This is a genomic window from Chitinophaga horti, from assembly GCF_022867795.2.
In the GTDB taxonomy this organism is placed as follows: domain Bacteria; phylum Bacteroidota; class Bacteroidia; order Chitinophagales; family Chitinophagaceae; genus Chitinophaga; species Chitinophaga horti.
On sequence record NZ_CP107006.1, the window covers coordinates 205934 to 230811 of the forward strand.

Below are 24878 nucleotides of genomic sequence, written 5' to 3' on the forward strand. Positions count from 1 at the left end.
AACAACAGGCCGGCCGCAGCTCTCCGACGAATGTTAAGAATAACAGCCAGGCTCCGCCAGGAAGAAAAACCACGCACGCCGGTAACAGAACTTAATACAAAAATCAATTGTTGAATGAAACACTTTTTACTATTCCTCACCTGCCTGCAGCTGTGTATTGGCGGCATGGTGCACGGTAACAACACAACACATCCCGCCTCCGGCCAACAGGAGGGAGATGTGGTGGTAAGGGGCACGGTTACAGGCGAAAAAGGCGAAGCGCTGTTCGGAGTGTCCGTGCATCTCAAAGGCTCTACCAAAGGAGCTACTACGGATAAAGACGGTAAATACCTGATTACACTGCCTTCCACAGGCGGTGTGCTGGTGTTCTCTTACATGGGCTTCATCGCGCGCGAAGAGAATATTAAAACAACGCGGGTGTTTAATGTTTCTCTCAAACAAGATCCCAAGGCACTCAACGAAGTGGTGGTAACGGCGCTCGGCATCAAACGGGATGAAAAGGCGCTGGGTTACGCCGCTACGGTGGTGAAAGGCGATCAGCTGACGGAAGCATTGCCGAGTAACTGGACGGATGCGCTGTCCGGTAAAGTGGCCGGTCTTAACCTGGTCCGCTCGAACGGTGGCCCCACAGGTTCTATCAAAATTATCCTCCGTGGTGAAAATAACCTCACCGGTAACAACGAAGCGTTGGTCGTAGTAGACGGTGTGATCGTTAGTGGCGGCGGTGTTGGCGGCAGTGGCCGGCGCACGGCGCAGGTGGGAGAGGCGGCTTACGGTACAGGCAGCGATAATATGCCGGCCGACTATGGCAGTGGTCTCAATGACATTAACCCGGAAGATATTGAAAACATTACGGTGCTGAAAGGCCCGGGTGCAGCGGCTTTGTACGGACAAAACGGCGCAAACGGAGCGATCATCATCACTACGAAAGCAGGTAGCACTAAAAAGAAAGGACTCGGTATCACAGTAAACTCCAACGGTTCCATGGAAACGGTTAACCGCTGGCCCGACCTGCAATATGAATATGGCCAGGGTACGGGCGGCAGCAGTTATTACTCGTACGGCGCCTCGGCCGACGGTAACAGCACATCGGCCACCAGCTCTGCTTACGGCCCGCGTTTCGCCGGACAAATGTACTTCCAGTACGACCCAACGATCCAGGACCCCGGTAAGGAAAGAACGCTGTGGAAACCGTACGTGAACTCTACCCGCAAATATTTCCAGCCTGGTAAAACACTTACTAATTCTATCAGCATGGACGGTGGTAACGACAAAACATCGGCACGTTTCTCCATCACCAATGTGCAGAACAGCTGGATCATGCCTAACACCGGCTACAAACGTACCACCCTGGCCTTGTCAGTAAACTCCAAAGCAACGGACAAGCTCACGATCGCTACCAAGATCAACTATACCAATAAGAACAGCGATAACCTTCCCGGCACCGGTTATGGTAACCAGTCGATCATGTACTGGTATATCTTCTGGCAGCCGAATGCTGATCTTAACTGGCTGCGTAACTACTGGCAGATTGGTAAAGAGAAACGGGCGATCGAATTCCCGTTCAGCTCTTTCCCGGAAAACCCTTATGCTATCGCGTATGAATTCCTGAACCAGTCTGACCGTGACGCAGTAACCGCGAATGCGACAGCTACTTATACTTTTAGTAAGGAGCTCAGTTTGCAGGTGCGTGCGTCGACTGACCTCAGTTACGAGCGCCGTGCGCAGTTGCGGCCTTATGATGCAGGCAGCCGTCTTCCCAAAGGCAGCTACCGCACACAAAATATCTTCTCGCAAGAGGTAACGGCCGACTGGTTACTGAAGTATGCGAAAAAGCTGAATAAAGACTTCGACATCTCTGCTACATTAGGTGGTAGCGCAATGCGAAACTTTTACAATAAGGATGAAGTGCGCGCGGATTCTCTCACGGTGCCTGGCGTATACAACATGGCTAACTCAAAAGGTCCTAAAATCACCCTGCCGATTGTTTCACGTTTCGGCCTGAACAGCTTCTATGGCTTGTTTTCCGCTTCTTACAGAGATTATTTGTTTGTGGATGTAACCGGCCGCCAGGACTGGAATAGTACACTGGCTACACCGCAGCGTACGGATAATGCCGGCTTCTTTTACACCTCCGCAAACCTAAGTTTCGTGCTCTCCGAAGTAACGAAACTGCCGTCGATGTTCGATTTTGCCAAGCTGCGTTTCTCCGCATCCAGCGTAGGTAGCGGCGGTACAATACCCTATTACACAGCATATGGTTACGAAAGCCCGTTGAACTTCGACGGTTATGCACAAAACCCCAACCTGATCACTAACCCGAACCTGAAACCTTTGCGCACAGTGACCTACGAAGTGGGTGCTGCCGCCAAGTTCCTGAAAGGCCGGGCCGGACTGGATGTGGCCTACTACATTGGTACTACGAAAGACCAGATCCTTACACGTACGCTGGATCGTTCTTCCGGCTGGCCATGGGCAGTGATCAATACCGGTACGGTACGTAACAAGGGCTTTGAATTATCGCTGAACGGCACACCGGTATCTACCAAAAACTTTAAATGGAATACCAGTGTTAACTACTCCACCAACCGTAACCGCATCGTAGATCTCCCGGATAGTTCGGTAGTGTTACGTACCGGCCCTATCGGTGGCGGACAGATCGTGGCAAAAGTAGGCGGCAGCATGGGCGACCTGTACGGTCGCGGATATTTAAGAGCGCCTGATGGACAAATCGTATACGATCCTACCAATGGCTTCGCACGATTGGCGAATGATGTACTATATCTCGGTAACACGATGCCTAAAGGTAAAATTGGCTTTAGCAACGATTTCAGTTACCGCCAGTTCCGTTTAAGCATGTTGTTCGATGCACAGTGGGGAGCAGTTGCACATTCACTCATGCATCATAAATTATCGGAGCAGGGTAAAACGACCAACACGCTGCCCGGCCGCGCCAGTGGCCTTATTGGCAAAGGTGTAATGGAAGACCAGGATGGTAAGTACGTACCTAACACAGTGGTAGCGACCGACGTGGATTATTACTATCGCTCTCATTGGGGCATTGATAACGCGGAAGGTAACACGTTCTCTACCGACTTCATCAAGTTCAGGGAAGCGCGTATTGATTATACCATTAAACCCGCCGTGTTGAAGAGAACTGGTTTACAACGTGTAACCGTTGGGGTGTATGGACGTAACCTGTTCATCTGGTCGCCATGGCCGATGTTCGATCCCGAGTTTGGTACCATCAGCGGTACAGATATCGTACAGGGATTTGAGATCGCGCAATTCCCGTCTACCCGCACCTTTGGCTTCAACGTGATTATCGGACTTTAATCTGCATGAACATGAAACAACTTACTTATAAGCTATCTGCGGCGTTCGTATTGGCAGTACTGCTGCTGACCGGCTGTACCAAAGATTTCAAGAAACTGAATACGAGCCCGAACAATACTACTGATGTATTGCCCGGACAACTGCTGGCGCCCGCTCTGGTAAACACGCTCACGTACAACCTGTCGCGCAACCGCAACTTCAACAATGAACTGATGCAGGTGACGGTGGATATGAACGATGGCGAGGGCCGCGTGTTCCGCTACGACTTCAATAATACCTGGGCCGATTACCTGTATAACAACTGGTACATCCAGCTCACCAACTTAAAGGATATGTACCGCCTGGCTGCCGACACAACCAGTCCGGAGTACAATAAAACGTATATGGGCATTTCGCTCATCTGCCAGTCATGGATCTATTCCCTGCTTACAGATGCCTATGGCGACGTGCCTTTCCGCCGCTCTAACCTGGGCCGCGACAGTCTCATTTATGAGCCGCAGTTTGATCAGCAGAAGGATATATACGCCGGCATCTTCGACAACCTGGAGCGGGCTAACGTACTGTTGAGTACCAGCCAGGCTATTGATCCCGCGTTTGATCCGGTGTATAACGGTGCGGTGTTAAACTGGCGTAAGTTCGGCAACTCGCTCTACCTGCGACTGCTGCTGCGTATTTCCGGTAAACAGGAGGTGGCGCAACAAGCGATCGCCAAGTTCCAGGAGATTGCAGGTGATCCTTTGGATTACCCGATTATCACGACTACTGCGGAATCTGCGATACTAAAGTGGACGGGCAAAGCGCCCTTCCAGAACCCGCTCACAACCGCAGTGCGTGAGCAGGACTACCGCGCACCAGGTATTGCGAGTTTCTTTATTGATCATCTCGTTGCCTGGAACGATCCGCGTATCAACATATCACTTGGTGCAAACGGGATTAACCGCTGGGGCATCGCACAGTCTACAGAAGGCTTTAAAGGCGTGCCCAGTGGTTATTTACCAGGACAAGGCGGCGCGAAGAAATCATATTTCCTGTCTAACACATCTACCACCTCCATGCAAACCGATCCGCTGGCAGGTATGATCCTGAATGTGGCAGAAGTAAAACTGATGCTCGCCGAAGCAACGGTGAAAGGCTGGTTGACAGCCACGCCTGCAGCTACTTACTACAACGACGGAGCGCGACTGAGCATTCAGCAATGGATGCCTACCTGGAACGTGGATATTGTGACGCACCTCACCAATGCAGATATGCAATGGAATGATGCGGAAACGCTGGAGGAGAAGATGGAAAAGATCCACCTGCAAAAATACTACGCACTGTTCATGACCGACCTGCAACAGTGGTTCGAGTACCGTCGCACCGGTCATCCCAACCTGCCGAAAGGCCCGGGGCTGGCGAACAATGGCGTAATGCCGGCACGCTTCAATTACCCGGTGTATGTGCAATCGGCTAATCCAACGAATTATAAACTGGCCATAGCAGCGCAAGGTCCGGACGACATCTCCACACAAGTATGGTGGCAGAAACCGTAAATCAACTCATGAAACAACGCATTATGAAGAATTTGCTGAAATATATCATCATATTGGTACTGGCGGCTGGCTGGTTCGCCTGTAACAAGGAGGGCAACTACCCCGGTTCCTCCATCTATCCATACCTGCCCATCTTCGATCTCAGGAACGTTTACCAGGGCAAGGATGTAACGCTGTCGAAAGAAACGATGCTCGGCTGCGATAAGATCACGGGCGTAGTGATTTCTGATCACTCGGGCAAAAACCTGCCCGAAGGGTTACTGATTATGCAGGACTATCGCCGCCTGAACCTGCTGCGCGGTATTGCAATTGAACTGGGTGCGGCTGCGGCTGACTATGTGCCGGGCGACTCCATCGTGGTAGAGCTGGACGGCGCGGTGCTTACCCGTAAAAATGGCATTCTGCAGATTACCGGGGTGACAACGACTGATATCACGAAAGTGGCGGCGAATGGCAGTATACCAAGGGTACGGGTGAACAGTAACCTCATCATCAACAAACCGGAGGATTATGAAAGTGTAATGTCCGTGATCGTGAAAGGTACATTTGTTCCGCTACCGGCACCTGGCGACCAGTTTACGGGAACGCACATACTGAACGACGGGTTTGGTAACCTGCCACTGGTAACCGCAGCTGGAGCTACGTTTGCGAGCGAGTTACTGCCTGCTATGTCTAATTACTCGGTGATCGTGCTTCGTAATGAAGCAGGCGAACCACAACTGCATATGCGCACGAAAGCAGATTACGAGGTGTTCAGCGCTTCGCTGGAGCTGCAATCGCTGATCATCACCGGCTTTTTGAACGACCCCACCATGGACCCTGCGTCCGACGGTAACTATGAATACGTGCAGTTCAAAGCTACGAAGGATATCAACTTTGCTACGACGCCATATTCTATCGTAGTGAGCAATAACGCCGGCGCCTCTACGCCGATTGGTGTGCCTGCACAGGGCTGGGCTACGGGCGGACAGCGTACCTACAAGTTTAATATCGCCACCGGTTCCGTTACAAAAGGTGAGTTCTTTTATGTAGGCGGCCGGTTCAAAACCATTAATGGTGTGAACTCTACGGATATATCTGCCGCGAAATGGGTGACCAATTATGACTACGTAGCCAAAGCCGGTGAAGGTTTCGGAAGTGCCAAGACCAACCTGATGGCCAATAGCGGCAATGCCTTTGGCATCGCGGTGTTTGAGGGCACAACGGTAACAGCCGCTTCCACGCCGGTGGATGTGATTTTCATGGGCGGCGGCGGATCGCTGTATGCTGCGCCGGCTTCCGGTTACCGCATCAGTAATAATGATTGGTACGATATACTCAATCCGTTGCAACCGAGTGTGCAACAGCCTTTCTTCCGCATGGGTACCAACAACCTGTTCCTGGCCTACAACGCCGGCGATGCAGGTGCGTTCGTGATGCTTGGCGGCGAGTACAGCATTCCCCTCCGCAAATGGACGCAGGTGCGCTCGCAGCGGAATATTTTCCTGACTAAAACATCGGTGCTTACAGAGATCCAGAGCGATTCACTGTCGACGAAGATCGTGGAGTAGCTTAATAATGATTGCACCAGCTTTACCTTTTTCCCCAACCGCCGTTGTGTCACTCCCTTCAACATCCGTGCAGGCCCCGGCCAGCACGCTGCCAAATGGATGTAGCCAACTAGCGGACAAAAATAAATCGTCATTGCGAATGAAATGACGCAAACTTCCGCGCTGATCTTCGCGTCCGTCTTCAGGCGGTTTTAGCGGAGACGGCACACGAAGTTTGCTTCCCGCCGGTCGCAATGACGATTTTTAAACATTCCCGAAACTTAGTGATTTCATAACACGACGTACATCGCCGCTAAATAGCCACCCGCTATTTTTGCGGCCTAATTTCTTCATATGCACAGGCGTAATTTTCTTTACCTCACTTCCTTATTAGGTGCAGGTATACTTACAGGAGCAGACAAAGCTTATTCAGCGATCGTGGGTGGTCGCGCTACCAAAGTAACCGGTAAAGTCACCGCGAAAGGTAAAGCGCTGAAAGATGTAGTTGTGAGCGACGGCTTCTCCGTAGTAAAAACCGACGCCAAAGGCCGTTTCGCTTTTACTGCCAGCGAAAAGGCAGGCTTCGTGTTCATCAGCGTGCCCGCCGGTTACGCCATACCGGTAAGTAAAGAAGGCATGGCGGCTTATTACCAGCCCCTCGAACCGAAAGATGCACAAAGCTTCGACTTCGCTTTAACACCACTTACAAAAAACGACAACGAACATAACTTCATCGTGTGGGCCGACCCGCAGATCAAAAATCAGCAGGATACACAACAACTGCTCACCGAATCGGCGCCCGATACCCGCGACCTGATCAAAAGTTATCCCGCCGACACGCTGTGGCACGGCATCGGCTGCGGCGATCTGGTTTGGGACGAGCACGACCTGTTCGACGAATACATCCAGGCCGCCGGTATGACAGGCGTTCCCTTCTTCCAGGTGATTGGTAACCACGACCAGGACTACCGCCAGGGTGGCGATGAAACCAGTGACCGCACGTTTAAAAAAGTATTCGGCCCAACCTATTACTCCTTCAATCGCGGCAAGGCACACTATGTTGTGCTCGATAACGTGTATTACCTCGGTAAAGAGCGCGAGTACAAGGGAATGATTACGGACGAGCAGCTGGACTGGCTGGCGAAAGACCTCGCTACGGTGAAGCCCGGCAGCCTGGTGATCCTCAGCGTGCACATTCCAGTGTACAACGAAGTCTGGAAACGCAGGGGCTACGAAGCGCCCGGTACCGGCTCTGTTACAGAGAACCGCGACAAACTGTACGCACTGCTGAAAAATTATAAAGCACACATCATGAGTGGTCACACCCACTTCAACGAAAACGTGATCAACGAAGGCGTGTTTGAACACGTGCATGGCGCAGTGTGCGGTGCCTGGTGGACCGGCTCCATCTGCGAAGACGGTACGCCCAGCGGTTATGGTGTGTACGAAGTGAAGGGAGACGAACTGAAATGGTATTATAAAGGAGTAGGTAAACCGAAAGATTACCAGATCAGCATTTTCCAGGACGAAATTGATCCCACCAACATCATCGCCAACGTGTGGAATTATGATCCGGAGTGGAAAGTAGAACTGTCGGCCGACGGTAAGTCGCTCGGTGCTATGAACCGTTTCGTTGGTTTTGATCCGCTGGCAGTAAAACTGTACAAAGGTGCCGGCATGCCGGTGAAGCGTAAGTTTGTGGAGCCTAACGCCACCGACCACTTATTCAGGGCCAATGTAGCGATCAACACCCAGGCGATCACCGTTACCGCAACCGATCGTTTCGGCACTGTATATACACAAACGCTAGAGCTGGGTGCCACCGGTAAACAGCCTAAAAAGTAATAAAGCCATATGAAGAACGCTATTAAAGGAGTATTGGCCGCCTGTCTCCTCATCGCCGCCTGCACCTCGCCTAAAAAGGCCACCACGCAGACTGACGTCGCCTTCCCTGCTTTCGATAAGGAAGGCCACCGCGGCAGCCGCGGCCTCATGCCCGAAAATACTATCCCGGCCATGAAAAAGGCCATCGACGTCGGTGCCACCACTTTAGAAATGGATGCTGCCATCTCCAGGGATAAACAGGTGATCGTATCGCACGACCCGTACTTCAACCACCTCATCACCACTACGCCGGATGGCAAGTCGTTCACCAAGGCGGAGGAAAAGCAGTACGCCCTCTATAAGATGACCTACGACGAGATCAAACGTTTCGACGTAGGCGCCAAGGGCAACCCTGGTTTCCCTGAGCAGCAGAAGATGGCCGTACATAAACCCCTGCTCGCCGATCTTATCGCCGCTTCCGAAGCCTACGCGAAGGAGAAAGGTGTAAAGCCGGTTTGGTATAACATCGAAACCAAATGCCAGCCCGCTACCGATAACCAGCTGCACCCCGCTCCACAGGAGTTCGTGGATTTGCTGGTGAAAGTGGTGGACCAGCAAGGCGTTACGGACCGTACAGTCATCCAGTCGTTCGACAGGCGCACGTTGCAGGTATTACACAAGCAACACCCGGCCATTAAAACCAGCTACCTGGTTGCCGCCACCGCCAAAAAGTCCCTCGGCGAATACATCGCCGAACTTGGCTTTACGCCTTTTGCCCTCAGTCCCTACTACACGATGGTAGATGCCGATATGGTAAAAGCCTGCAAAGCCGCCGGCATAAAACTCGTACCCTGGACAGTCAACGAAAAGGCAGAGATCATCCGCCTGAAGCAACTCGGCGTAGACGGCATCATCACCGACTACCCCAACCTATTTGCGGAAGCCGGTTTTTAACACACACTAACACTCAAGCTAATCGGCTGGCCAGGTAGGCTGGCCGATTTCGTTTAAGGCAATATTCCATCAGGATTATCCAATACTTCGCGCTTTTCAGTAGCCTTTTCGCCTCCGGTTCTAGAGGAGAAGGGATGGTTGGGTGATGGTTCAGTGATGGTTGGGTGATGGTTGAGCAGCAGGGTTTTACCCCGGAATGCACGTGGAATCGGGCGAGGTGTAGTAGGGGCGGGGCTTTTCAGGAGGAGTAGAGAGGGAATGATTGATTGGGGAGTGATGATATTTTACCATTTTTCCGCTACGGCCAGAAACGGGAACCGCCTTACAGGCTTGTGCGAACACCGCGCACGATGATGGCTTCACTTCGCTCGCGCTCGTGACGGATGAACGCGCTGCCGCTTCGCCGAAAAGCGAAACTGCCGTACAAGTGAGTGACACAACGGGGGCTGATCAAAGAAACAAAAGCCGGCTCCATAAAAAAGAAAACCGGGCATCCAGCTGGAGGATGCCCGGTTAAGCAGTATTATAAGTCGATTTACATCCACTTGATCTTTTGCTCCAGCGGGATGGTGCGTTTGCCGGGAGCGAGGGTGATGTCGGAATAGCCGAAATAGATCACGCCCAGTACTTTGTCTTCCTCGCGCAGGCCCAGGTATTCCTTCATCGAAGGGTGGTAGGCCATACCGCCCGAACCCCAGTAAGCAGAAATGCCTTCGGAAGCGGCCCCCAGCAGCAGGTTTTGCGTGGCAGCAGCGGCGGAAGCGATTTCCTCCAGTTCGGGGATGTTCGGGTTGGCACCGCGGCGCATGCACGAAATGATTACGTGCGAAGCCGTGTCGCCCATAGTGGCCAGCTTGTCGTAAGTGCCTGGTACATACGCTTCGCCGCGTACTTTCTTATACAGCTCGGCGTGATCCTGGCAGAACTGTTTTACCTTATCGCCGGCGAATACGTAAAAGAACCAGGGTTCCGTATAAGCGTGGGTAGGGGCCCAGTCGGCCAGTTGCAGCAGTTCCTGTATTTTCTCGTTCGGGATCTGTTGCCCGTTCATGCTTTGTGGCTTTACCGTGCGACGGTGAGTGATCACGTGCTTCAGGTAAGCAGGTTGTTCTGTAAATGTTGTCATCTTATGCTTTTTCTCGTTATCCTATCAATTTTGCTTTCAATGCTTCCGGCAGGCGCGTTACTTTGCGCTGTCCGTAATCGAAGCAGATCATCCCGGTTTTGCCTTCAGCAATGGGATGCTTTTTGCCTTCCCGCTCCGTACTCAGGCGATATACCAGGTCGAACCCGAAAGGGCTGAGTTCATCTGCCGTTACTTCCACGAGGAATACATCCCCGCGAAAGCCTTCGCCTTTATATACGATCGCCACGTCAGACATGATCATACCTACGCCGTATGCATCCAGCTCGGTACAACCAATATTGCCGAGGAATTGCAGGCGGGCTTCGTGCATGATGGAAAGGATGGCGTCGTTGCCTACGTGGCCGCCATAATTCACGTCCTGTATGCGAACAGGGATCTGTGTAGAAAATGTAAAGTGTTCGGGTATTGCGATCTTAACTCTTGCCATGTGTCTTAATTAATGTGCCTGCAGAAATGCCACCAGCTTCCTAAAAGCCTTTGCACGGTGGCTATAACCGTTTTTTTCGTGTGTCTCCATCTGTGCGAAGGAGCGGTCGGCGCCCGTTGGTTTAAAGATCGGGTCGTACCCGAAACCTTTGCCGCCGGTAGTGCTATCCAGTATCTCGCCTTCACAGATGCCTTCGAACTGGTGTTCTTCCCCGTTCAATATTAAAGAGATCACGGTACGGAAACGTGCCTGGCGATTCGTAACGCCCTGCATATTGGCGAGCACCTTCTTTATATTATCCGCAGATTCCTTCTGTTCACCGGCATAACGGGCCGACAGTACACCGGGTTCCCCGTTAAGCGCGTCGATTTCGAGACCAGTATCTTCCGAAAAGCAGCTTTTACCTGTCATTTTAAAGATCACGGTCGACTTTTCCCTTGCATTCTCTTCAAGTGTATCATGCGGCTCAGGTATGTCGATATCGATGCCCGACTCCTTCAGCGTAATGATCTCAAATTCATCACCCAGTACGGCACGGATCTCCTTTACCTTGTTGTCGTTATTGGTCGCAAAGACTAATTCCATTCCTTTTATATATTAAATAGTTTCTGAAGTCCGACCCACAAACGCCCTTTCAATGTTTTGTCCGACCCGATAAAACTGAGGTCGTGCGAGAACAGGGCGGTTACCTCGCCGAACGTGGTCAGCTGGTACACTGGTGCTTCTACGGCCAGCTGGTCGGGACCAATACCGAAGATCACACAGCGGGAAAACGGGATTACCTTTTGCCAGTCTGCCAGTGATAATGCAGTATAGTGAGCTACATTTGCCAGTGCCACGTCCTGCATGCCCAGCTTACATGCGTTTAATATATTGGTGAGCAGATTGAATGATTCGTCGTTTAAATACGCATCATTTTCATTTTGTATGAGCAGCAGTATGTTTTTTTGATTTTCGCCTAAATATTTCACTTTAGGCAGCTCTTTTTGCACCACCGGCCCTGCCTGCTTTTCTTCCGGAATAATAGGCTGGGTATACATTTTAGCCAGCAGGTATGGGTCCAGTTGCACCGAGGAAAGGCTCATATATATGTTGTTAATTGGTTATGCGAACGCCCCGGCTGGGGAAAAATCAGTTTATTTGCAGATCATTTAAACGGGTAATGATCCGGAAAGTGTAAAAATATTGAGATAAAACCGATAAACCATGATGATTGCAGATTACCCCGCAAAATCGACGTTAATGGAAGAAGCGTTAAAGAAGATAAAAGTGACCAGGACGACACAAAGCCGCGTAGGTGAAGTGGACTTTAACAACCTGGTTTTCGGAAAGAAGTATGCCGACCACATGCTGGTGGCCGATTTTGATGGTAAGGAATGGCATAATGCACAAATCCTGCCTTTCGGGCATATTTCCGTAAGTCCTTCTAACGCTGCCTGGCATTACGGGCAGGCAATCTTTGAGGGCATCAAGGCTTATAAGGACCAGGAAGGTAATCCCATGATCTTCCGTCCACACGATAACTATAATCGTTTTAATATATCCGCCGACAGGATGGGGATGCCCGATGTGCCCGAGTGGCTGTTCATCGGAGGTATGTCTATGCTGATCGACCTCGACCGTGACTGGGTGCCTTCCAACGAAGGTTGCTCCTTTTACCTGCGTCCGTTTATGATCGCTGCGGATGAGTTCATTGGCGTTCGTCCGTCCGACACGTACCGCTTTATGATCATTAACAGTCCGTCAGGCCCTTACTTTAATAAACCTATTCACCTGCTGGTGCAGGATAAATACATCCGCGCATTTCCGGGTGGTGTGGGATATGCCAAGGCGGCCGGTAACTACGGTGGCACCATGCAGCCTACCATGCAGGCGCGCAAACAGGGCTATGATCAGATTCTTTGGGTAGATGGCTTAGAGCACAAATACCTGCAGGAATGTGGTACCATGAACGTATTTACCATTATCGGCAACACTGCCATCACCCCCGATCTTACCCAGGGCACCATCCTGGCCGGTGTAACCCGCGCCAGTGTAATGACCTTATTAGAGGAGATGGGATTGACGGTGGAAGAGCGGCCTATTTCTATTGAGGAAGTAGTGGCAGCCTACGAAGCCGGTACCCTGCGGGAAGTGTTCGGTACAGGCACCGCCTCCAGCGTGGCATATGTAGAAAAGCTGGACTATAAAGATAAAAGCATCCGTTTGGATACGACGAAATATGAAGTAGGTGCGGAAGTGATCCGTCGCCTCGATGCGATCCGCACCGGTAAGGTGGAGGATGTGCGGGGGTGGAACTTCCAGGTGCCTGCTATATTATAGGATAGTTGTTATGTGTTTTAGCTATACATAGGCCAGGCAGCGATGCCTGGCCTTGTTTTTTGCAGGAAAAATGGAAACTTCCTATCTTTCGGGCATGACTTTACCGGAATTTATCGCATCTTTGCAGTCCGCTGAACCTCCGCACGGTTTACAACCGGCGTTAACCGCTATGTGGTGGGATGGAAAAGGGGACTGGGACATGGCACACGACATCGCCCAGGAAATGGCAGGCAGCACTGGATCTTATATCCATGCTTACCTTCATCGGAAAGAAGGCGACCTGGGAAATGCCGCTTACTGGTACTCCAGGGCTGGCCGAAGCCTTCCAAAGGTGAGCCTGCAGGAGGAGTGGAGCCAGATAGTGGCAGAACTGCTGTAGTACCGGAGATGTGGAAAACTGCCTCTGGAGAAAAAAATAGAGAACAATTTTGTAATTATAAACATATAGTCTTACCTTTGCCCTCCCAAAATCCCTATGTGGGGAATTTGGAAGTAATTGTAAACAGACGAAAAAAAACATAGGTAAGAATGCCTACTATACAACAATTAGTAAGAAAAGGAAGAGAAATTATCCGGGCCAAATCCAAGTCCAGAGCGTTGGATGCCTGTCCTCAGCGCCGTGGCGTATGTACCCGTGTGTACACTACCACGCCTAAGAAGCCTAACTCCGCTTTGCGTAAGGTGGCCAAGGTTCGTTTGACCAACAAGATAGAGGTGATTGCCTATATCCCGGGTGAAGGTCACAACCTGCAGGAGCACTCCATCGTACTGATCCGTGGTGGTAGGGTAAAAGACCTTCCAGGTGTACGTTACCACATCGTTCGTGGTTCCCTGGATACTGCTGGTGTGAAAGACAGGAAGCAGAGCCGTTCCAAATATGGTACTAAAAAGGAAAAGGCTAAAAAATAATTAACAATAACTAGTTGAAATTTTTCAATAAATGAGAAAGCAAGCTGCGAAAAAATTACCGCTGGCTCCAGATCCTAAATTTGGCGACAAACAAGTAACCCGTTTCGTGAACAACATCATGGAACAAGGTAAAAAATCTATCGCTTACAGGATTTTCTACGATGCGATCGACCGCGTTAGCCAAATGACTAACGAAAATGGTTACGAAATTTGGAAAAGAGCGTTGGTGAATGTAACACCTGCTGTTGAAGTTAGAAGCCGTCGTATCGGTGGTGCAACTTTCCAGATTCCTGCAGAAGTTCGTGCCGACAGGAAAATTTCCCTGTCCATGAAATGGCTGATCCGCTACGCTGGTGACAGAAATGGTAAGAGCATGGCTGAGAAACTGGCGAACGAAATCGTTGCAGCTAGCAAAGGTGAAGGTGCTGCTTTCAAAAAGAAAGAAGATACTCACCGTATGGCTGAGGCGAACAAAGCCTTCTCTCACTTCAGAGTTTAGTAGTAAGAGCCCCGGCTCTACAGCATATAACTATGGCAAACGTTCCTTACGGAGCGTTTGCCTTTTTATTTTAGAAAGTCACGTATCAGCGTGTACACCTCATCGAAGTGGGTTTCCAGTAACATATGTCCCCCGTCGAGCAGATGCACTTCCACATCCGGCAGGTCGCGCTGGTAACAATGCGCCTCTTCCACGCTGAAGTAGATCTCGTTTTTACCCCATATCACCAGCGCCGGCGGCTGGTATTGCCTGAAGTACTCCTGGAAAACCGGGAACATCGCAAAGTTCGATGGGAAATCACAGTTCAGCACATATTGCATGTCCATATTGCCCGGCCGCTGCATCAACTCCCACTCCAGCCGCCATGACTCCGGGCTGATATTAGCCACGTGGTCATCCGGCGTACCCGCGAAATACTGGGTTTTGACACCGTCCTCACTAAGAAACGCGTAGTTTTTAACCTTGCCTTCGGGAGTAGGATGTTCCCAATATGCCTTGATCTCGTCCCACTGCGGACCAATACCTTCTTCGTATGCATTCCCGTTCTGCACAATGATCCGCTCCATCTTATCCGGCCGGTTCACACAGATGCGCAGGCCGATCGGGCAGCCATAGTCGTGCAGGTAAATGGTGAAAGAAGTGAGGTTGATCGCATCAGTGAAGCCGTCCATGTGCGCTGCGATATTGTCGAACGTGTAGTCGAATCTATCTTGATCGGGGAACTCGCTAAAGCCAAACCCTGGATAGTCGGGCGCCACCAGGTAATATTTATCGGACAATGCCGTCATCAGGCTTTTGAACAGTACCGATGACGACGGGAACCCGTGCAGCAGCAGTAGTGCCGGGTTACTACGGTCACCAGCTTCGCGGTAAAAGATGTCAATACCGTTTACCTTAACAGTCTTGTTAGCGATCTGGCGGGTCATATTGGATAATTTTCCGGGAATGGTGCAATTAACAGGCCAGCAATGGATATAATAGCAGAAGCCCGCTGGAAAGCGGGCTTCGCTAAGTACAACCATAATTAAAACGTCGAAACCGTACTGCAGTGCCGGCCGCAGTACATCTATTGAACTATTATTTGACGTTTACAAGTACTTTGATCTTTCCCTCACCGGAGAGGTGTTCCTGCAAAGCTTTACCAAGCACCTGGCCAGGTTTTACTTTATCAGGATCGGCTTTCATCGCATAACCTGCTTTGCTGGAAGTTACCAGCATGTCGCCACGTTTGATCGGGCCGCCTTCCATACAAACTTTGGTGGGAATTACACCTACTACACCCATCGGGGCTTTATCGTCGATGTTGGTGTCGATATCTTCTTCCGTTAACAGTACACCCGGTTTGGTAGCGTACACGCCTGCCACCAGGGTAGAATAAGGTTCGGAAGATTTTTCTACCATACGGTCGGTCGTAGTGGAGATTACCAGCACATCGCCGGCTTCGTAGGCGGAAATAGATCCCTCTACATCAAATGCTTCTGCCACGTCGGCACCGCTGTTTTGGGTACCGCCATTAAAGAAACCGCGGCCTGCTTTGTTGATACGTGCTACGTTAGTGCTGGCGCTTTGGAAAACTGCCACATTGCCGCTTGGCCCTTGATGGTTGACCAACATACCGCTACCAGTACCTGTAGTGGTGATGTGCACTACGGGTTGCGCGTTGGCATTGTTAAAGTTGGCGAACCTGCCTGCTTTACCTGATCCGAAATTGGGAATGAAACCGGAAACAGCATTGCCTGTACCATCACAACTGGCTTCGATACCGTCGCCATTGCCACCCGCGTTCGCAGTAATACCGTTGCCGGCACCTTCTGTGAGTGCCAGCAAAGCAGGACCGTTACCTGCGGGGTTAGAAGAATAGAACAGTCCGGCATAACCGCCTGTACCCGATGATTCACCGAATACGCCGGCAGTGCCGAAGTTGGCGAAAATAGAGTTTACCTCTCCTTTTATAGCCGGAGAGGTGCCAGTCGTGCGATCTACAATGAAATTGCCCGCAGTACCGTTACCTACTGTTTTTACAGATATTACACTGTTCTCATTGTCTTCGTTAAAAATCTCAAACCTGCCTGCACGACCTGTGGCGAAGGTAGGGACCCATGCATACAGCGCAGTACCGGCCCCGTCTATGTTGGCTTCCACCGCGTTGCCGTCTTTACCGGCGTTAGCGGTAATGGCATTACCGTTACCATCAGTGAGCGCCACCAGCGCACGGCCATTACCAGAAGGGTTGGATGCATGGAACAGGCCGGCAAAGCCGCCCGTACCGGATGATACGCCGAATACACCGGCAGCACCAAAGTTGCCGAAGATGGTTTTCACTTCCGAACGTACGCCTGCAGCCACACTGTTAGTGTTGTCAACTAAGAAGGATGCCGCGTTACCGAGGGTATTGTCCGGAATATTACCGTTACCATTGGTTTCTACTTCCAGGGTGTTACCGAGTGTATTATCCTGGTTGGTGTTCTCAAAACGACCTGCACGACCTTCACCGCCATTGAGGCCTACCTGGCCGAATACACCAATGGACGTACCGGTGGTGTTGGTGGCAACGAAGCCCCTCACACCGTAACCGCCACCATCATTACGTCCTACTACTGCACCGGCAATGTCAGAAGTTGTACGACCAACGATCGCTTCACCGGCGCCATTGTTGTCGCCCACGATGCCGGCGCTGGTCTGTGCGCTGGTAATGCCATGCACACCGAAGCCTGCACCGGCAGATGACAGTATACCTGCTCCATTACCACTGGTGCTCACGTTGATTACTGTACCATTACCAACTGTGTTGGCTGTTAACACCGAATTATTATTGGCATTGTTGTTAATCGAAATATTGGCGGCAATGCCGTTGACGCTCGTTGCATTAAGGCCGATGCCCGAGTTGCTGTTCGCAAAAACGCCGTAACCGTTGGCCGACGAATTACCGTATACGCCCAGGCCGTTCGGCGTAACGCCGTAAACACCCCAGCCGCTGCCAGCCTGTGAGCCCCACACGCCAATTCCCAAACCGCCGGTACCGTTGTTGATACCTCGTACGGCAGACGAAAATCCACCCGGCGCAGTGCTGTTCACGATACCACGTACGGCTGCAATGCTGGAAGTAGTCGTATTGTTAATGCCCTCGATCGATGTTCCATCGCCCTGGTTGGTGATAGAGAACAGGGTAGAAGGATTATTCTCGATTGTAATGTAGGGCAATGTGATACTACCACCGCCACCTGGCAGGGAAGCAGGTACCCAGTCGGTACCGTTGAATTTCAACACCTGGTCAAGCACCGGGGGGGTAGCATTTACCGCAACACCCTGGATGCGGGCAACGGTCGGATTAGGATAGTTGCCACTCAGGTCGCCACCGGCTGCTGCCGCGTTCAGGTCGCCGGGAGGGCCTTGTATGCCGGCAGGGCCGGCAGGACCAACAGGGCCCGCGGGACCAGCAGGGCCGGCAGGACCAGGAAGGCCGTTTGCTCCATTCGCACCGGGTGCACCGGCAGGGCCTGCAGGACCAGCAGGGCCAACCGGGCCAACAGGACCAGCGGGGCCGGCAGGGCCAGGAGCACCGGGCGCGCCGTTGTTACCGTTTGCACCGGGCGCACCATCAGCACCCTGCGGACCTTCCGGGCCGGCAGGGCCAGCAGGGCCAGGGTTGCCGTTCGCTGCATACAGCGCGAAAGGCACGCTTAATAACTGGCTGGTGCCTAATTCTACAAAGGAGCCACCGCCGATGGCCACTTCTACTTTCAGGAACTGGTTAGCATTTGCCCAGGGAACGGCCGCATAGGTGCCGGACACTGGCGTACCACGACCGATCTGCAGGCTGAAGAGGCCCAACTGGTTCGTGTTAGCATTATGCGTTTCCTGGTATTGCACTGGGCCGTTGGCTGCACCACCGAGAACGGAGAACCTTACCTGGATGGCCTGGTTAGCGTACACTGTGCCATTAGCGTTACGCGCCACGGCCTGGTAGTTGGTGCCCGTGAGGCCGCTCTGCGCATGCGCATATTGGGCGGCCAGGAGAAGACAAAAGAGGTATATAACTTTTTTCATGGTGATATTCGGTTTACTGTTGTTTGATGGTTTTAGGGGATTTTACCGGTTGCTGTGGTGTGGCTGGCTCTTCGCTGCCTTGCGTAGGAATTTCCATTTTCACTGGCTGCATTTTAGCGCGGGTGGCTTCGTCCATTTGAGGAGCGGCCGTAGCGGAAAGCATTTTACTACCACCCTGTGGCTGCACTTTTTTCATGCTGTTTTTGGGCGCAGCGGATTGTGGCTTATAGTCGGTGAAGATTTGCTGCCTGGGCGTTTTGGCGGCTGCCGGGGCGGCCTGCCGGGTGTTCTTTTCCTTCTCGGCCTTCAGTCGCTGAACGTCTTTATCGAAGTCGGGGAACAAGGTGTATTTGGTAGACTGGCGGCCGCTTTGCTGGGCGTGTGCACCGAAGGCGCCGATTGTCAGCAGCGCCAGGAGCATGAATACTTGTTTCATATACAGTTATTTACAGGTGAGTAGCGTTATTTTTCCGGTGAAAGTGTGTACAGCAGGCTAAACTTCAATGTTTTACGCCTGAACTGGCTGTTGTCGGTCGGCATCAGGTAAGCGAGATCGAACTGGATCGTTTTGATCCTGGCGCCAATGCCTGCGGCAAAGTGTTGCCGGTGCCCTTTGTTCGGATGTTCGCGGAAGTAGCCGGCGCGTACGAAGAACTGGTGCTGGTAAGCGTATTCCAGTCCGCCCGAAGCCGTAAACTCCCGGATCTCCTCGCGAAAGCCATCTGGCGCATCCCACAGGGAAGAGAACAGGGCTTCCGCAATACCGCGGTCCGGATCTTTACCTTCGGCGATTTCATTGGTAGGCACACCGTTGATGTCCTCCACATAGCGGGGCGGGGTGGGGACGAGCAGTTTGTTCACCTCTGCTGCGAGGGTAAACATATGATCCGTGGTATTCACAAAGCTGTAGCCGCCGCCAATACGCAGGTTCATAGGCAAAAAGGTTTTGCGCTGCGCATCGTCGGTGTATTTCAGTTTGTTACCGATATTGGTAAAGCTTACGCCCCAGCTATAGCGGTTGTTGAAGTCGATGTGATTGGCGTGGCTCTGGTAATAGAGGCCAATGTCGCCGGCACCCGCCTGTGCAGGCTTTTGTTGCAGGCCGTTAAAAGTACCGCTACCAAGGTCGCTGCGAATATACCGGAGCGAAATAGCAAGTGCCAGGTGGTTGCTTAACTTACGGGCATAACTCGCATCAATGGCGAATTCCTTTGGTTTGTATTGCTGCATCATGGCGCCGTTGTCGTCGCGAAAGGTCACTTCCCCATGGTGGAAATATTTCATGGAAACGCCGATACCTTCTTTTTCGCCGAAGTTTTTGAAGCCTGCCAGGTAAAAGAGCGCGGTGTTTGAGCTCCCGGGATTCAGCTCCCACATCCAGGGCGAGTAGGAGGCACTTACCCCCCAGTCGCCGGCGAATACGATCTTGGCAGCGTTGTGAAACAAAGCGTTAGCATCTGGTTCCACGCCGGTAGGCGCATCGCCCATGCCGCTGGTGCGCGCATCGGGGTTGATCTGCAGGAAAGACGCACCTACGCTGGGTGGCTTTTCCTGCTGCTTTTGCGCCTGCACCTGTACTGCGGGAAGCAGTATGCCGCTGCAAAGCGCGAAGGGTATGATGTACTTTTTCATGAGTTTTGGTTTGAAGGAGTTACTGGACGATCAATTTGTCCATGAACACATGTCCGCCTGCTTTCAGCATCACCGTGTAAATGCCGGCAGCGAAGCGGTTGACGGGCAGCGTAATGAGGATTTTGCCCTGTGCGTAGCGTCGCGCTTCCTGGTACACCACCTGTCCGGCGCTGTTAATGAACAGCATCTGGATGTTGGCGGCGGCCAGCAGGTCGAACTGGATCTTCACGTTCGCCACGGCAGGGTTCGGGAAGATAATGGCATTGATCAGCGGGTTCACGCCCTGTCCGGGGTGGGGGATCACTTCCGGCTGGTTGAAGCCTTCTGTTAACATGTCGCCATTGGCAAGGGTCAAAACAGCGACTTCCCCGATGGTGTATTCGAAGGATACGTTGCCTGCCGTGGCACTACCGCCAGCCGGGCTATTCACCTGTCTTACGAGGATCTGCGACCGGGCAGGCAGGCTTAGCAACAGGGCAAATCCTGCAAATAAGAGGTACCTGGTAAAGGTTTTTTTCATGATGATTGAAATTGTGGGATTTAGAAACAGTGTGCACTCGGGTAGGGGCATAGCAAAGCCATTACGTGCCTGGGAGGGTACGTTGGTACATGGCATGAAATGCCCTACGGGGAGTAATTCGTTATAAAGGTGGAGGCTTACGCGGTGGCCGCGCAGATAGCAGGTGTAAAACTGGTTTCATATGTTTTTTGGTTTTATGGTTGCAAATTTCTCTGGCCGCACGAGAATAGCGTTCGATCAGGGAATGAACGATCTATCCCAACTACTGAGACGGTTTTAATTTTAAATAGGCCGAAATAAACTGCTGTGCTCTTCCCTGGATGCTGGTTACAATGCTCTCAAAAAACGCTGGCTGCACATCCCGGAGGGGTCCTTGAGGGGCAATACTGCACGGTTCTTAAAACAGGTAGTGACTGCTTACTACCGGGAATAAAAATACTATTTTCGATAAATCACGGGTATTTAGATTGGCGAATGGCGGTTTTTTTTTAATTCCCGGCTTTATTTTGCGTTTTTCTGGACGAATAAGTATTTAAACAGATTATCGTTGATATAGAAGGTATGTGAACAGAAGTGTTGAGGGTGGCAAGGCCATTTTGCTGAGAGGATGACAGGATACGCGGAAAATGGCGCGGAATTAACATTTCGGCAAAGTATAACTCCTTTATTTATTGTTAAAAATAGTTTACCTTTGCGCCCTGAATTGCATTATTTATAGCATTTAAATTTATGGCAGACTTAAGATTTCAACGAAACTTTGGTATTGCGGCGCACATCGATGCCGGTAAAACCACTACCACAGAGCGTATCCTGTATTACACAGGTAAAACCCACAAAATAGGTGAGGTTCACGAAGGTGCAGCTACCATGGACTGGATGGCGCAGGAGCAGGAGAGAGGTATTACCATCACATCCGCTGCGACTACCTGTTTCTGGAACTTCCCTACACAACAGGGTAAAGCTACGCCAGATAGCAAACAATATAAATTCAACATTATCGATACTCCCGGCCACGTGGACTTTACCGTAGAGGTGGAGCGTTCACTGCGTGTACTGGATGGTCTGGTAGCGTTGTTCTGCGCCGTATCCGGTGTAGAGCCTCAGTCTGAAACCGTTTGGCGCCAGGCTAACCGTTACCGTGTACCCCGTATCGGTTTCGTTAACAAAATGGACCGTTCCGGTGCAGACTTCCTGAACGTGGTAAAGCAGATCCGCGAAATGCTGGGTGCTAACCCCGTTCCTTTGACCCTGCCTATCGGCGCAGAAGATACTTTCAAAGGCGTGGTTGACCTGATCACCATGAAAGGTATTATCTGGGACGAAGAAGGTAAAGGTGCTACTTACCAGGAGATCGACATCCCAGCCGACATGGTAGACGAAGCGAACGAATGGAGAGGTAAACTCGTAGAAGCAGTAGCTGATTACGATGACAAACTGCTCGAGAAATTCTTCGAAGATCCGAACTCTATCTCCGAAGCAGAAATTCACGAAGCGATCCGTAAAGCAACCATCGATATGGCGATCATCCCGATGATGTGCGGTTCTTCCTTCAAGAACAAAGGTGTACAGAAAATGCTGGATGCCGTTTGTCGTTACCTGCCTTCTCCAATGGACATCGAAGCTGTTACCGGTACTAACCCGGACAATGGCGAAGAGCTGGTTCGTAAACCAGATGCTAAAGAACCATTTGCTGCCCTCGCGTTCAAGATCGCAACCGATCCGTTCGTAGGCCGCCTGGCATTCTTCCGCGCTTACTCTGGCCGTCTGGACGCTGGTTCTTACGTTCTCAATACCCGTACAGGTAAAAATGAGCGTATCAGCCGTATCATGCAGATGCACGCTAACAAACAGAACCCTATCGACTTCATCGAAGCGGGCGATATCGGTGCTGCTGTTGGTTTTAAAGATATCAAAACAGGTGATACCCTGTGCGACGAGAAAAACCCGATCGTACTGGAATCAATGACCTTCCCTGAGCCGGTAATCGCTGTAGCGATCGAGCCTAAAACTCAGGCAGACGTTGATAAAATGGGTATGGCAATCGCTAAACTGGTAGAAGAAGATCCTACCCTGAAAGTGAAAACCGACGAAGAAACCGGCCAGACTGTATTGAGCGGTATGGGCGAGCTTCACCTGGAAATCATCATCGACCGTATGAAACGTGAGTTCAAAGTGGAAGTTAACCAGGGTAACCCTCAGGTAGCTTACAAAGAGAGCTTCACTAACAAAGTTGAGCACCGCGAAGTGTTCAAAAAACAAACGGGTGGTCGCGGTAAATTCGCCGACATCCAGATCGAAATCGGACCCGCTGATGCTGAATGGCTGAAAGAAAACGACGGTAAGAGCTTCCAGTTCATCAACGATATCTTCGGTGGTTCTATCCCGAAAGAGTTCATCCCGGCTATCCAGAAAGGCTTCGAAGCTTCTATGAACCAGGGTGTACTCGCAAACTATCCGCTGGATAACCTGAAAGTTCGTCTGTTCGACGGTTCATTCCACCAGGTGGATTCCGACGCTATGTCTTTCGAGCTTTGCGCTAAATCCGCATTCCGTGAGGCTGGCCGTAAAGCGAAACCAGTTCTGCTCGAGCCGATCATGAAAGTAGAAGTAACCACTCCAGACCAGTACATGGGTGACGTAACAGGTGACTTGAACCGTCGTCGTGGTATGCTGGAAGGTATGGAAGCTAAAAACAATGCACAGGTAATCAAAGCTAAAGTTCCGTTGAGCGAAATGTTCGGTTACGTAACGCAGCTGCGCTCCCTGTCTTCAGGCCGTGCAACTTCTATCATGGAGTTCTCTCACTATGCTCCTGCTCCTAACAACATCGCCGAAGAGGTGATCGCGAAAGTGAAAGGTAAAGTGAAAGCTGAATAGTTAGTAAGATCCAGATCGATCTATACCAAAAGGCCCTGCTGAAAAGCGGGGCCTTTTTATGTTTATCCAGCTACAATATCAACTGAATAAAAGTTAAATATTATTGTTATTTGAATATCTTTACCCCGCAACCGGGCATCGCCCTGTTTGTTACCAACATCATTTATTATTTAAATCATTCCTATGAAAAAGTATTTACTGCTGTCGCTCATGGCAGCAGCCGGCATCATGGCCTGCGGAAAGGACGATGCAAAAGAGACCGTAAACACCGCTAATCCCGATGCGCTGACTTCCGCTACCAAAGTTTACTATGGCGCCCTGGTTGACGGCAATATTGCCGAATGGACGGCTGGCGGCCCCGTTATTTACCGCACCGAAGACGACAGCACCCTGCAGCGCGTGGTACTCGCCGGCGGCTATATGGTGTTAGACGTAGAGGCAGACGCAGCCAGCGACGTTACAGGTTACCTCGTACAAATCGAAGGTGCAAAATCACACTTCAGGATCGACTACACAAAACCACGCGGTGCCCGCAAAGCACCTGCTTCCGGCCTGTTCAAAACCCAGGAAGCCGCCGATTCGCAGATCGTGATCAAACTCCCTGAAAATGCAAAGGACGGAGAGTTTTGCGTGAAAGCAGCTGCCTACAATGCCGATGGTAAAGTGGGCAACAGCATCAAATATTGTGTAACCGTTTCCAAGGCAGGGAATAACTCCGCATTAAGTGGTACCTGGTACAGAACGGGCGAATACGATTCCGAAAAAGAAAAGTGGAGCACGAAATATGATTCCAGCGTAAGCAACATATTCTGTGTAGAGAATAAACTGACGTGGATTTGCCCTCCAGGACAGAACTGCCAGGGACCGGATGTATTGTGGGGGCTGAAGATCGACTCCAGCACCTTCGTATTCTCTGCGGACGGAAAACTGGTACTGCAGGAAAGGCGCCGCATCAATGAACTGGACCTCGAAGCGTCTACTTGCAGCAACCTGAAATACACTTCCCGTGTGGCAGAAGAAGCAGCACAAACCGTTTATTGGAGCTACGACGCAACCGGTAAAAAGTTGCTGCTTACCACCGATCCTGCTAACGACCAGGAGTGGATGTTTACGACCATGGGGCTCGAGATCAATGGTAATAAACTCATTCTCACCGAAGCGGGCGGCGATAAACAGGAGTACACAAAGAAATAATCACACCGACGTATACACGAAGAAGGCCGCCGGATGTAATCGGCGGCCTTCTTTATTGATTGGATCTTATCAAGCACAGCGCCTAATATATTTAAATATATCAATATAAAAAGCCTGGCGCCTGAAATT

The 24878-nt window shown here is 51.2% G+C and carries 20 protein-coding genes; 11 read left to right on the forward strand and 9 right to left on the reverse strand.

Going from position 1 to position 24878, the window contains the following annotated elements:
- Positions 1 to 114 precede the first annotated feature (114 nt).
- The 5 genes from MKQ68_RS00900 to MKQ68_RS00920 all read left to right on the forward strand — a co-directional run bounded on the left by MKQ68_RS00900 (position 115) and on the right by MKQ68_RS00920 (position 9175).
- Positions 115 to 3336 carry a SusC/RagA family TonB-linked outer membrane protein gene (locus MKQ68_RS00900; protein WP_264281696.1) on the forward strand — a complete coding sequence of 1074 codons (3222 nt, stop codon included), beginning with the start codon at positions 115 to 117 and terminating at the stop codon, positions 3334 to 3336.
- Positions 3337 to 3347: 11 nt separating this feature from the next.
- Positions 3348 to 4868 carry a SusD/RagB family nutrient-binding outer membrane lipoprotein gene (locus tag MKQ68_RS00905; protein WP_264281697.1) on the forward strand — a complete coding sequence of 507 codons (1521 nt, stop codon included), beginning with the start codon at positions 3348 to 3350 and terminating at the stop codon, positions 4866 to 4868.
- A gap of 8 nt (positions 4869 to 4876) precedes the next feature.
- Entirely contained in the window at positions 4877 to 6418 is a 1542-nt protein-coding gene (locus MKQ68_RS00910; RefSeq protein ID WP_244837319.1) for a DUF5689 domain-containing protein, read from the forward strand.
- A gap of 333 nt (positions 6419 to 6751) precedes the next feature.
- Positions 6752 to 8242, forward strand: a complete 1491-nt coding sequence (locus tag MKQ68_RS00915; protein ID WP_264281698.1) for a calcineurin-like phosphoesterase family protein — start codon at positions 6752 to 6754, stop codon at positions 8240 to 8242.
- Between the two features lie 9 nt (positions 8243 to 8251).
- Positions 8252 to 9175 carry a glycerophosphodiester phosphodiesterase gene (locus MKQ68_RS00920; protein ID WP_264281699.1) on the forward strand — a complete coding sequence of 308 codons (924 nt, stop codon included), beginning with the start codon at positions 8252 to 8254 and terminating at the stop codon, positions 9173 to 9175.
- A gap of 535 nt (positions 9176 to 9710) precedes the next feature.
- Here MKQ68_RS00920 and MKQ68_RS00925 read toward each other — a convergent pair.
- Genes MKQ68_RS00925 through MKQ68_RS00940 form a run of 4 tightly spaced genes read right to left on the reverse strand, consistent with a single transcriptional unit; the run spans position 9711 to position 11834 of the window.
- Positions 9711 to 10301 carry a nitroreductase family protein gene (locus tag MKQ68_RS00925; RefSeq protein ID WP_264281700.1) on the reverse strand — a complete coding sequence of 197 codons (591 nt, stop codon included), beginning with the start codon at positions 10299 to 10301 and terminating at the stop codon, positions 9711 to 9713.
- A 16-nt stretch (positions 10302 to 10317) separates the two neighbouring features.
- The gene (locus tag MKQ68_RS00930) at positions 10318 to 10749 is read right to left on the reverse strand and encodes an acyl-CoA thioesterase (protein ID WP_244837314.1); all 432 of its coding nucleotides are present in this window, start codon (positions 10747 to 10749) and stop codon (positions 10318 to 10320) included.
- A 9-nt stretch (positions 10750 to 10758) separates the two neighbouring features.
- Positions 10759 to 11334 carry an RdgB/HAM1 family non-canonical purine NTP pyrophosphatase gene (gene rdgB / locus MKQ68_RS00935; protein ID WP_264281701.1) on the reverse strand — a complete coding sequence of 192 codons (576 nt, stop codon included), beginning with the start codon at positions 11332 to 11334 and terminating at the stop codon, positions 10759 to 10761.
- A 5-nt stretch (positions 11335 to 11339) separates the two neighbouring features.
- Positions 11340 to 11834: a hypothetical protein gene (locus MKQ68_RS00940; RefSeq protein ID WP_264281702.1), complete on the reverse strand. Its 495-nt coding sequence runs from the start codon at positions 11832 to 11834 to the stop codon at positions 11340 to 11342.
- Between the two features lie 121 nt (positions 11835 to 11955).
- Here MKQ68_RS00940 and MKQ68_RS00945 point away from each other — a divergent pair, with 121 nt between their 5' ends.
- From MKQ68_RS00945 to rpsG, 4 genes are all read left to right on the forward strand, one after another.
- Positions 11956 to 13071 carry a branched-chain amino acid aminotransferase gene (locus MKQ68_RS00945; RefSeq protein ID WP_264281703.1) on the forward strand — a complete coding sequence of 372 codons (1116 nt, stop codon included), beginning with the start codon at positions 11956 to 11958 and terminating at the stop codon, positions 13069 to 13071.
- Between the two features lie 70 nt (positions 13072 to 13141).
- Positions 13142 to 13450 carry a hypothetical protein gene (locus MKQ68_RS00950; protein ID WP_244837310.1) on the forward strand — a complete coding sequence of 103 codons (309 nt, stop codon included), beginning with the start codon at positions 13142 to 13144 and terminating at the stop codon, positions 13448 to 13450.
- 149 nt (positions 13451 to 13599) lie between these two features.
- Entirely contained in the window at positions 13600 to 13980 is a 381-nt protein-coding gene (gene rpsL / locus MKQ68_RS00955; RefSeq protein ID WP_027318727.1) for a 30S ribosomal protein S12, read from the forward strand.
- Between the two features lie 31 nt (positions 13981 to 14011).
- Complete coding sequence (gene rpsG, locus MKQ68_RS00960) at positions 14012 to 14479, forward strand: 30S ribosomal protein S7 (protein ID WP_244837308.1); 468 nt, start codon at positions 14012 to 14014, stop codon at positions 14477 to 14479.
- Between the two features lie 65 nt (positions 14480 to 14544).
- On the opposite strand, the gene MKQ68_RS00965 is transcribed toward rpsG, so the two are convergent.
- From MKQ68_RS00965 to MKQ68_RS00985, 5 genes are all read right to left on the reverse strand, one after another.
- On the reverse strand, positions 14545 to 15405 hold the full coding sequence (locus MKQ68_RS00965) for an alpha/beta fold hydrolase (RefSeq protein WP_244837307.1): 861 nt from the start codon (positions 15403 to 15405) through the stop codon (positions 14545 to 14547).
- A 151-nt stretch (positions 15406 to 15556) separates the two neighbouring features.
- Positions 15557 to 18526, reverse strand: coding sequence for a beta strand repeat-containing protein (locus MKQ68_RS00970; RefSeq protein ID WP_264281704.1), 2970 nt, complete (start codon positions 18524 to 18526; stop codon positions 15557 to 15559).
- 13 nt (positions 18527 to 18539) lie between these two features.
- Complete coding sequence (locus tag MKQ68_RS00975; RefSeq protein WP_264281705.1) at positions 18540 to 18962, reverse strand: hypothetical protein; 423 nt, start codon at positions 18960 to 18962, stop codon at positions 18540 to 18542.
- Positions 18963 to 18988: 26 nt separating this feature from the next.
- The gene (gene porV / locus MKQ68_RS00980) at positions 18989 to 20158 is read right to left on the reverse strand and encodes a type IX secretion system outer membrane channel protein PorV (RefSeq protein ID WP_264281706.1); all 1170 of its coding nucleotides are present in this window, start codon (positions 20156 to 20158) and stop codon (positions 18989 to 18991) included.
- Positions 20159 to 20177: 19 nt separating this feature from the next.
- Positions 20178 to 20678 (reverse strand): T9SS type A sorting domain-containing protein, encoded by a 501-nt coding sequence (locus tag MKQ68_RS00985; RefSeq protein WP_264281707.1) that lies wholly within the window; start codon positions 20676 to 20678, stop codon positions 20178 to 20180.
- A 729-nt stretch (positions 20679 to 21407) separates the two neighbouring features.
- On the opposite strand from MKQ68_RS00985, the gene fusA reads away from it, so the two are divergent.
- Both fusA and MKQ68_RS00995 read left to right on the forward strand, forming a co-directional pair.
- Positions 21408 to 23555: an elongation factor G gene (fusA, locus tag MKQ68_RS00990; protein ID WP_264281708.1), complete on the forward strand. Its 2148-nt coding sequence runs from the start codon at positions 21408 to 21410 to the stop codon at positions 23553 to 23555.
- Positions 23556 to 23738: 183 nt separating this feature from the next.
- Positions 23739 to 24749: a hypothetical protein gene (locus tag MKQ68_RS00995; protein ID WP_264281709.1), complete on the forward strand. Its 1011-nt coding sequence runs from the start codon at positions 23739 to 23741 to the stop codon at positions 24747 to 24749.
- Positions 24750 to 24878: the final 129 nt, after the last annotated feature.

Bases quoted from the DNA above. Each gene is read 5' to 3' on its own strand.
- MKQ68_RS00900 (WP_264281696.1), top strand. From the start codon at position 115: ATGAAACACTTTTTACTATTCCTCACCTGCCTGCAGCTGTGTATTGGC.
- MKQ68_RS00905 (WP_264281697.1), top strand. From the start codon at position 3,348: ATGAAACAACTTACTTATAAGCTATCTGCGGCGTTCGTATTGGCAGTA.
- MKQ68_RS00910 (WP_244837319.1), top strand. From the start codon at position 4,877: ATGAAACAACGCATTATGAAGAATTTGCTGAAATATATCATCATATTG.
- MKQ68_RS00915 (WP_264281698.1), top strand. From the start codon at position 6,752: ATGCACAGGCGTAATTTTCTTTACCTCACTTCCTTATTAGGTGCAGGT.
- MKQ68_RS00920 (WP_264281699.1), top strand. From the start codon at position 8,252: ATGAAGAACGCTATTAAAGGAGTATTGGCCGCCTGTCTCCTCATCGCC.
- MKQ68_RS00925 (WP_264281700.1), bottom strand. From the start codon at position 10,301: ATGACAACATTTACAGAACAACCTGCTTACCTGAAGCACGTGATCACT.
- MKQ68_RS00930 (WP_244837314.1), bottom strand. From the start codon at position 10,749: ATGGCAAGAGTTAAGATCGCAATACCCGAACACTTTACATTTTCTACA.
- rdgB (WP_264281701.1), bottom strand. From the start codon at position 11,334: ATGGAATTAGTCTTTGCGACCAATAACGACAACAAGGTAAAGGAGATC.
- MKQ68_RS00940 (WP_264281702.1), bottom strand. From the start codon at position 11,834: ATGAGCCTTTCCTCGGTGCAACTGGACCCATACCTGCTGGCTAAAATG.
- MKQ68_RS00945 (WP_264281703.1), top strand. From the start codon at position 11,956: ATGATGATTGCAGATTACCCCGCAAAATCGACGTTAATGGAAGAAGCG.
- MKQ68_RS00950 (WP_244837310.1), top strand. From the start codon at position 13,142: ATGGAAACTTCCTATCTTTCGGGCATGACTTTACCGGAATTTATCGCA.
- rpsL (WP_027318727.1), top strand. From the start codon at position 13,600: ATGCCTACTATACAACAATTAGTAAGAAAAGGAAGAGAAATTATCCGG.
- rpsG (WP_244837308.1), top strand. From the start codon at position 14,012: ATGAGAAAGCAAGCTGCGAAAAAATTACCGCTGGCTCCAGATCCTAAA.
- MKQ68_RS00965 (WP_244837307.1), bottom strand. From the start codon at position 15,405: ATGACCCGCCAGATCGCTAACAAGACTGTTAAGGTAAACGGTATTGAC.
- MKQ68_RS00970 (WP_264281704.1), bottom strand. From the start codon at position 18,526: ATGAAAAAAGTTATATACCTCTTTTGTCTTCTCCTGGCCGCCCAATAT.
- MKQ68_RS00975 (WP_264281705.1), bottom strand. From the start codon at position 18,962: ATGAAACAAGTATTCATGCTCCTGGCGCTGCTGACAATCGGCGCCTTC.
- porV (WP_264281706.1), bottom strand. From the start codon at position 20,158: ATGAAAAAGTACATCATACCCTTCGCGCTTTGCAGCGGCATACTGCTT.
- MKQ68_RS00985 (WP_264281707.1), bottom strand. From the start codon at position 20,678: ATGAAAAAAACCTTTACCAGGTACCTCTTATTTGCAGGATTTGCCCTG.
- fusA (WP_264281708.1), top strand. From the start codon at position 21,408: ATGGCAGACTTAAGATTTCAACGAAACTTTGGTATTGCGGCGCACATC.
- MKQ68_RS00995 (WP_264281709.1), top strand. From the start codon at position 23,739: ATGAAAAAGTATTTACTGCTGTCGCTCATGGCAGCAGCCGGCATCATG.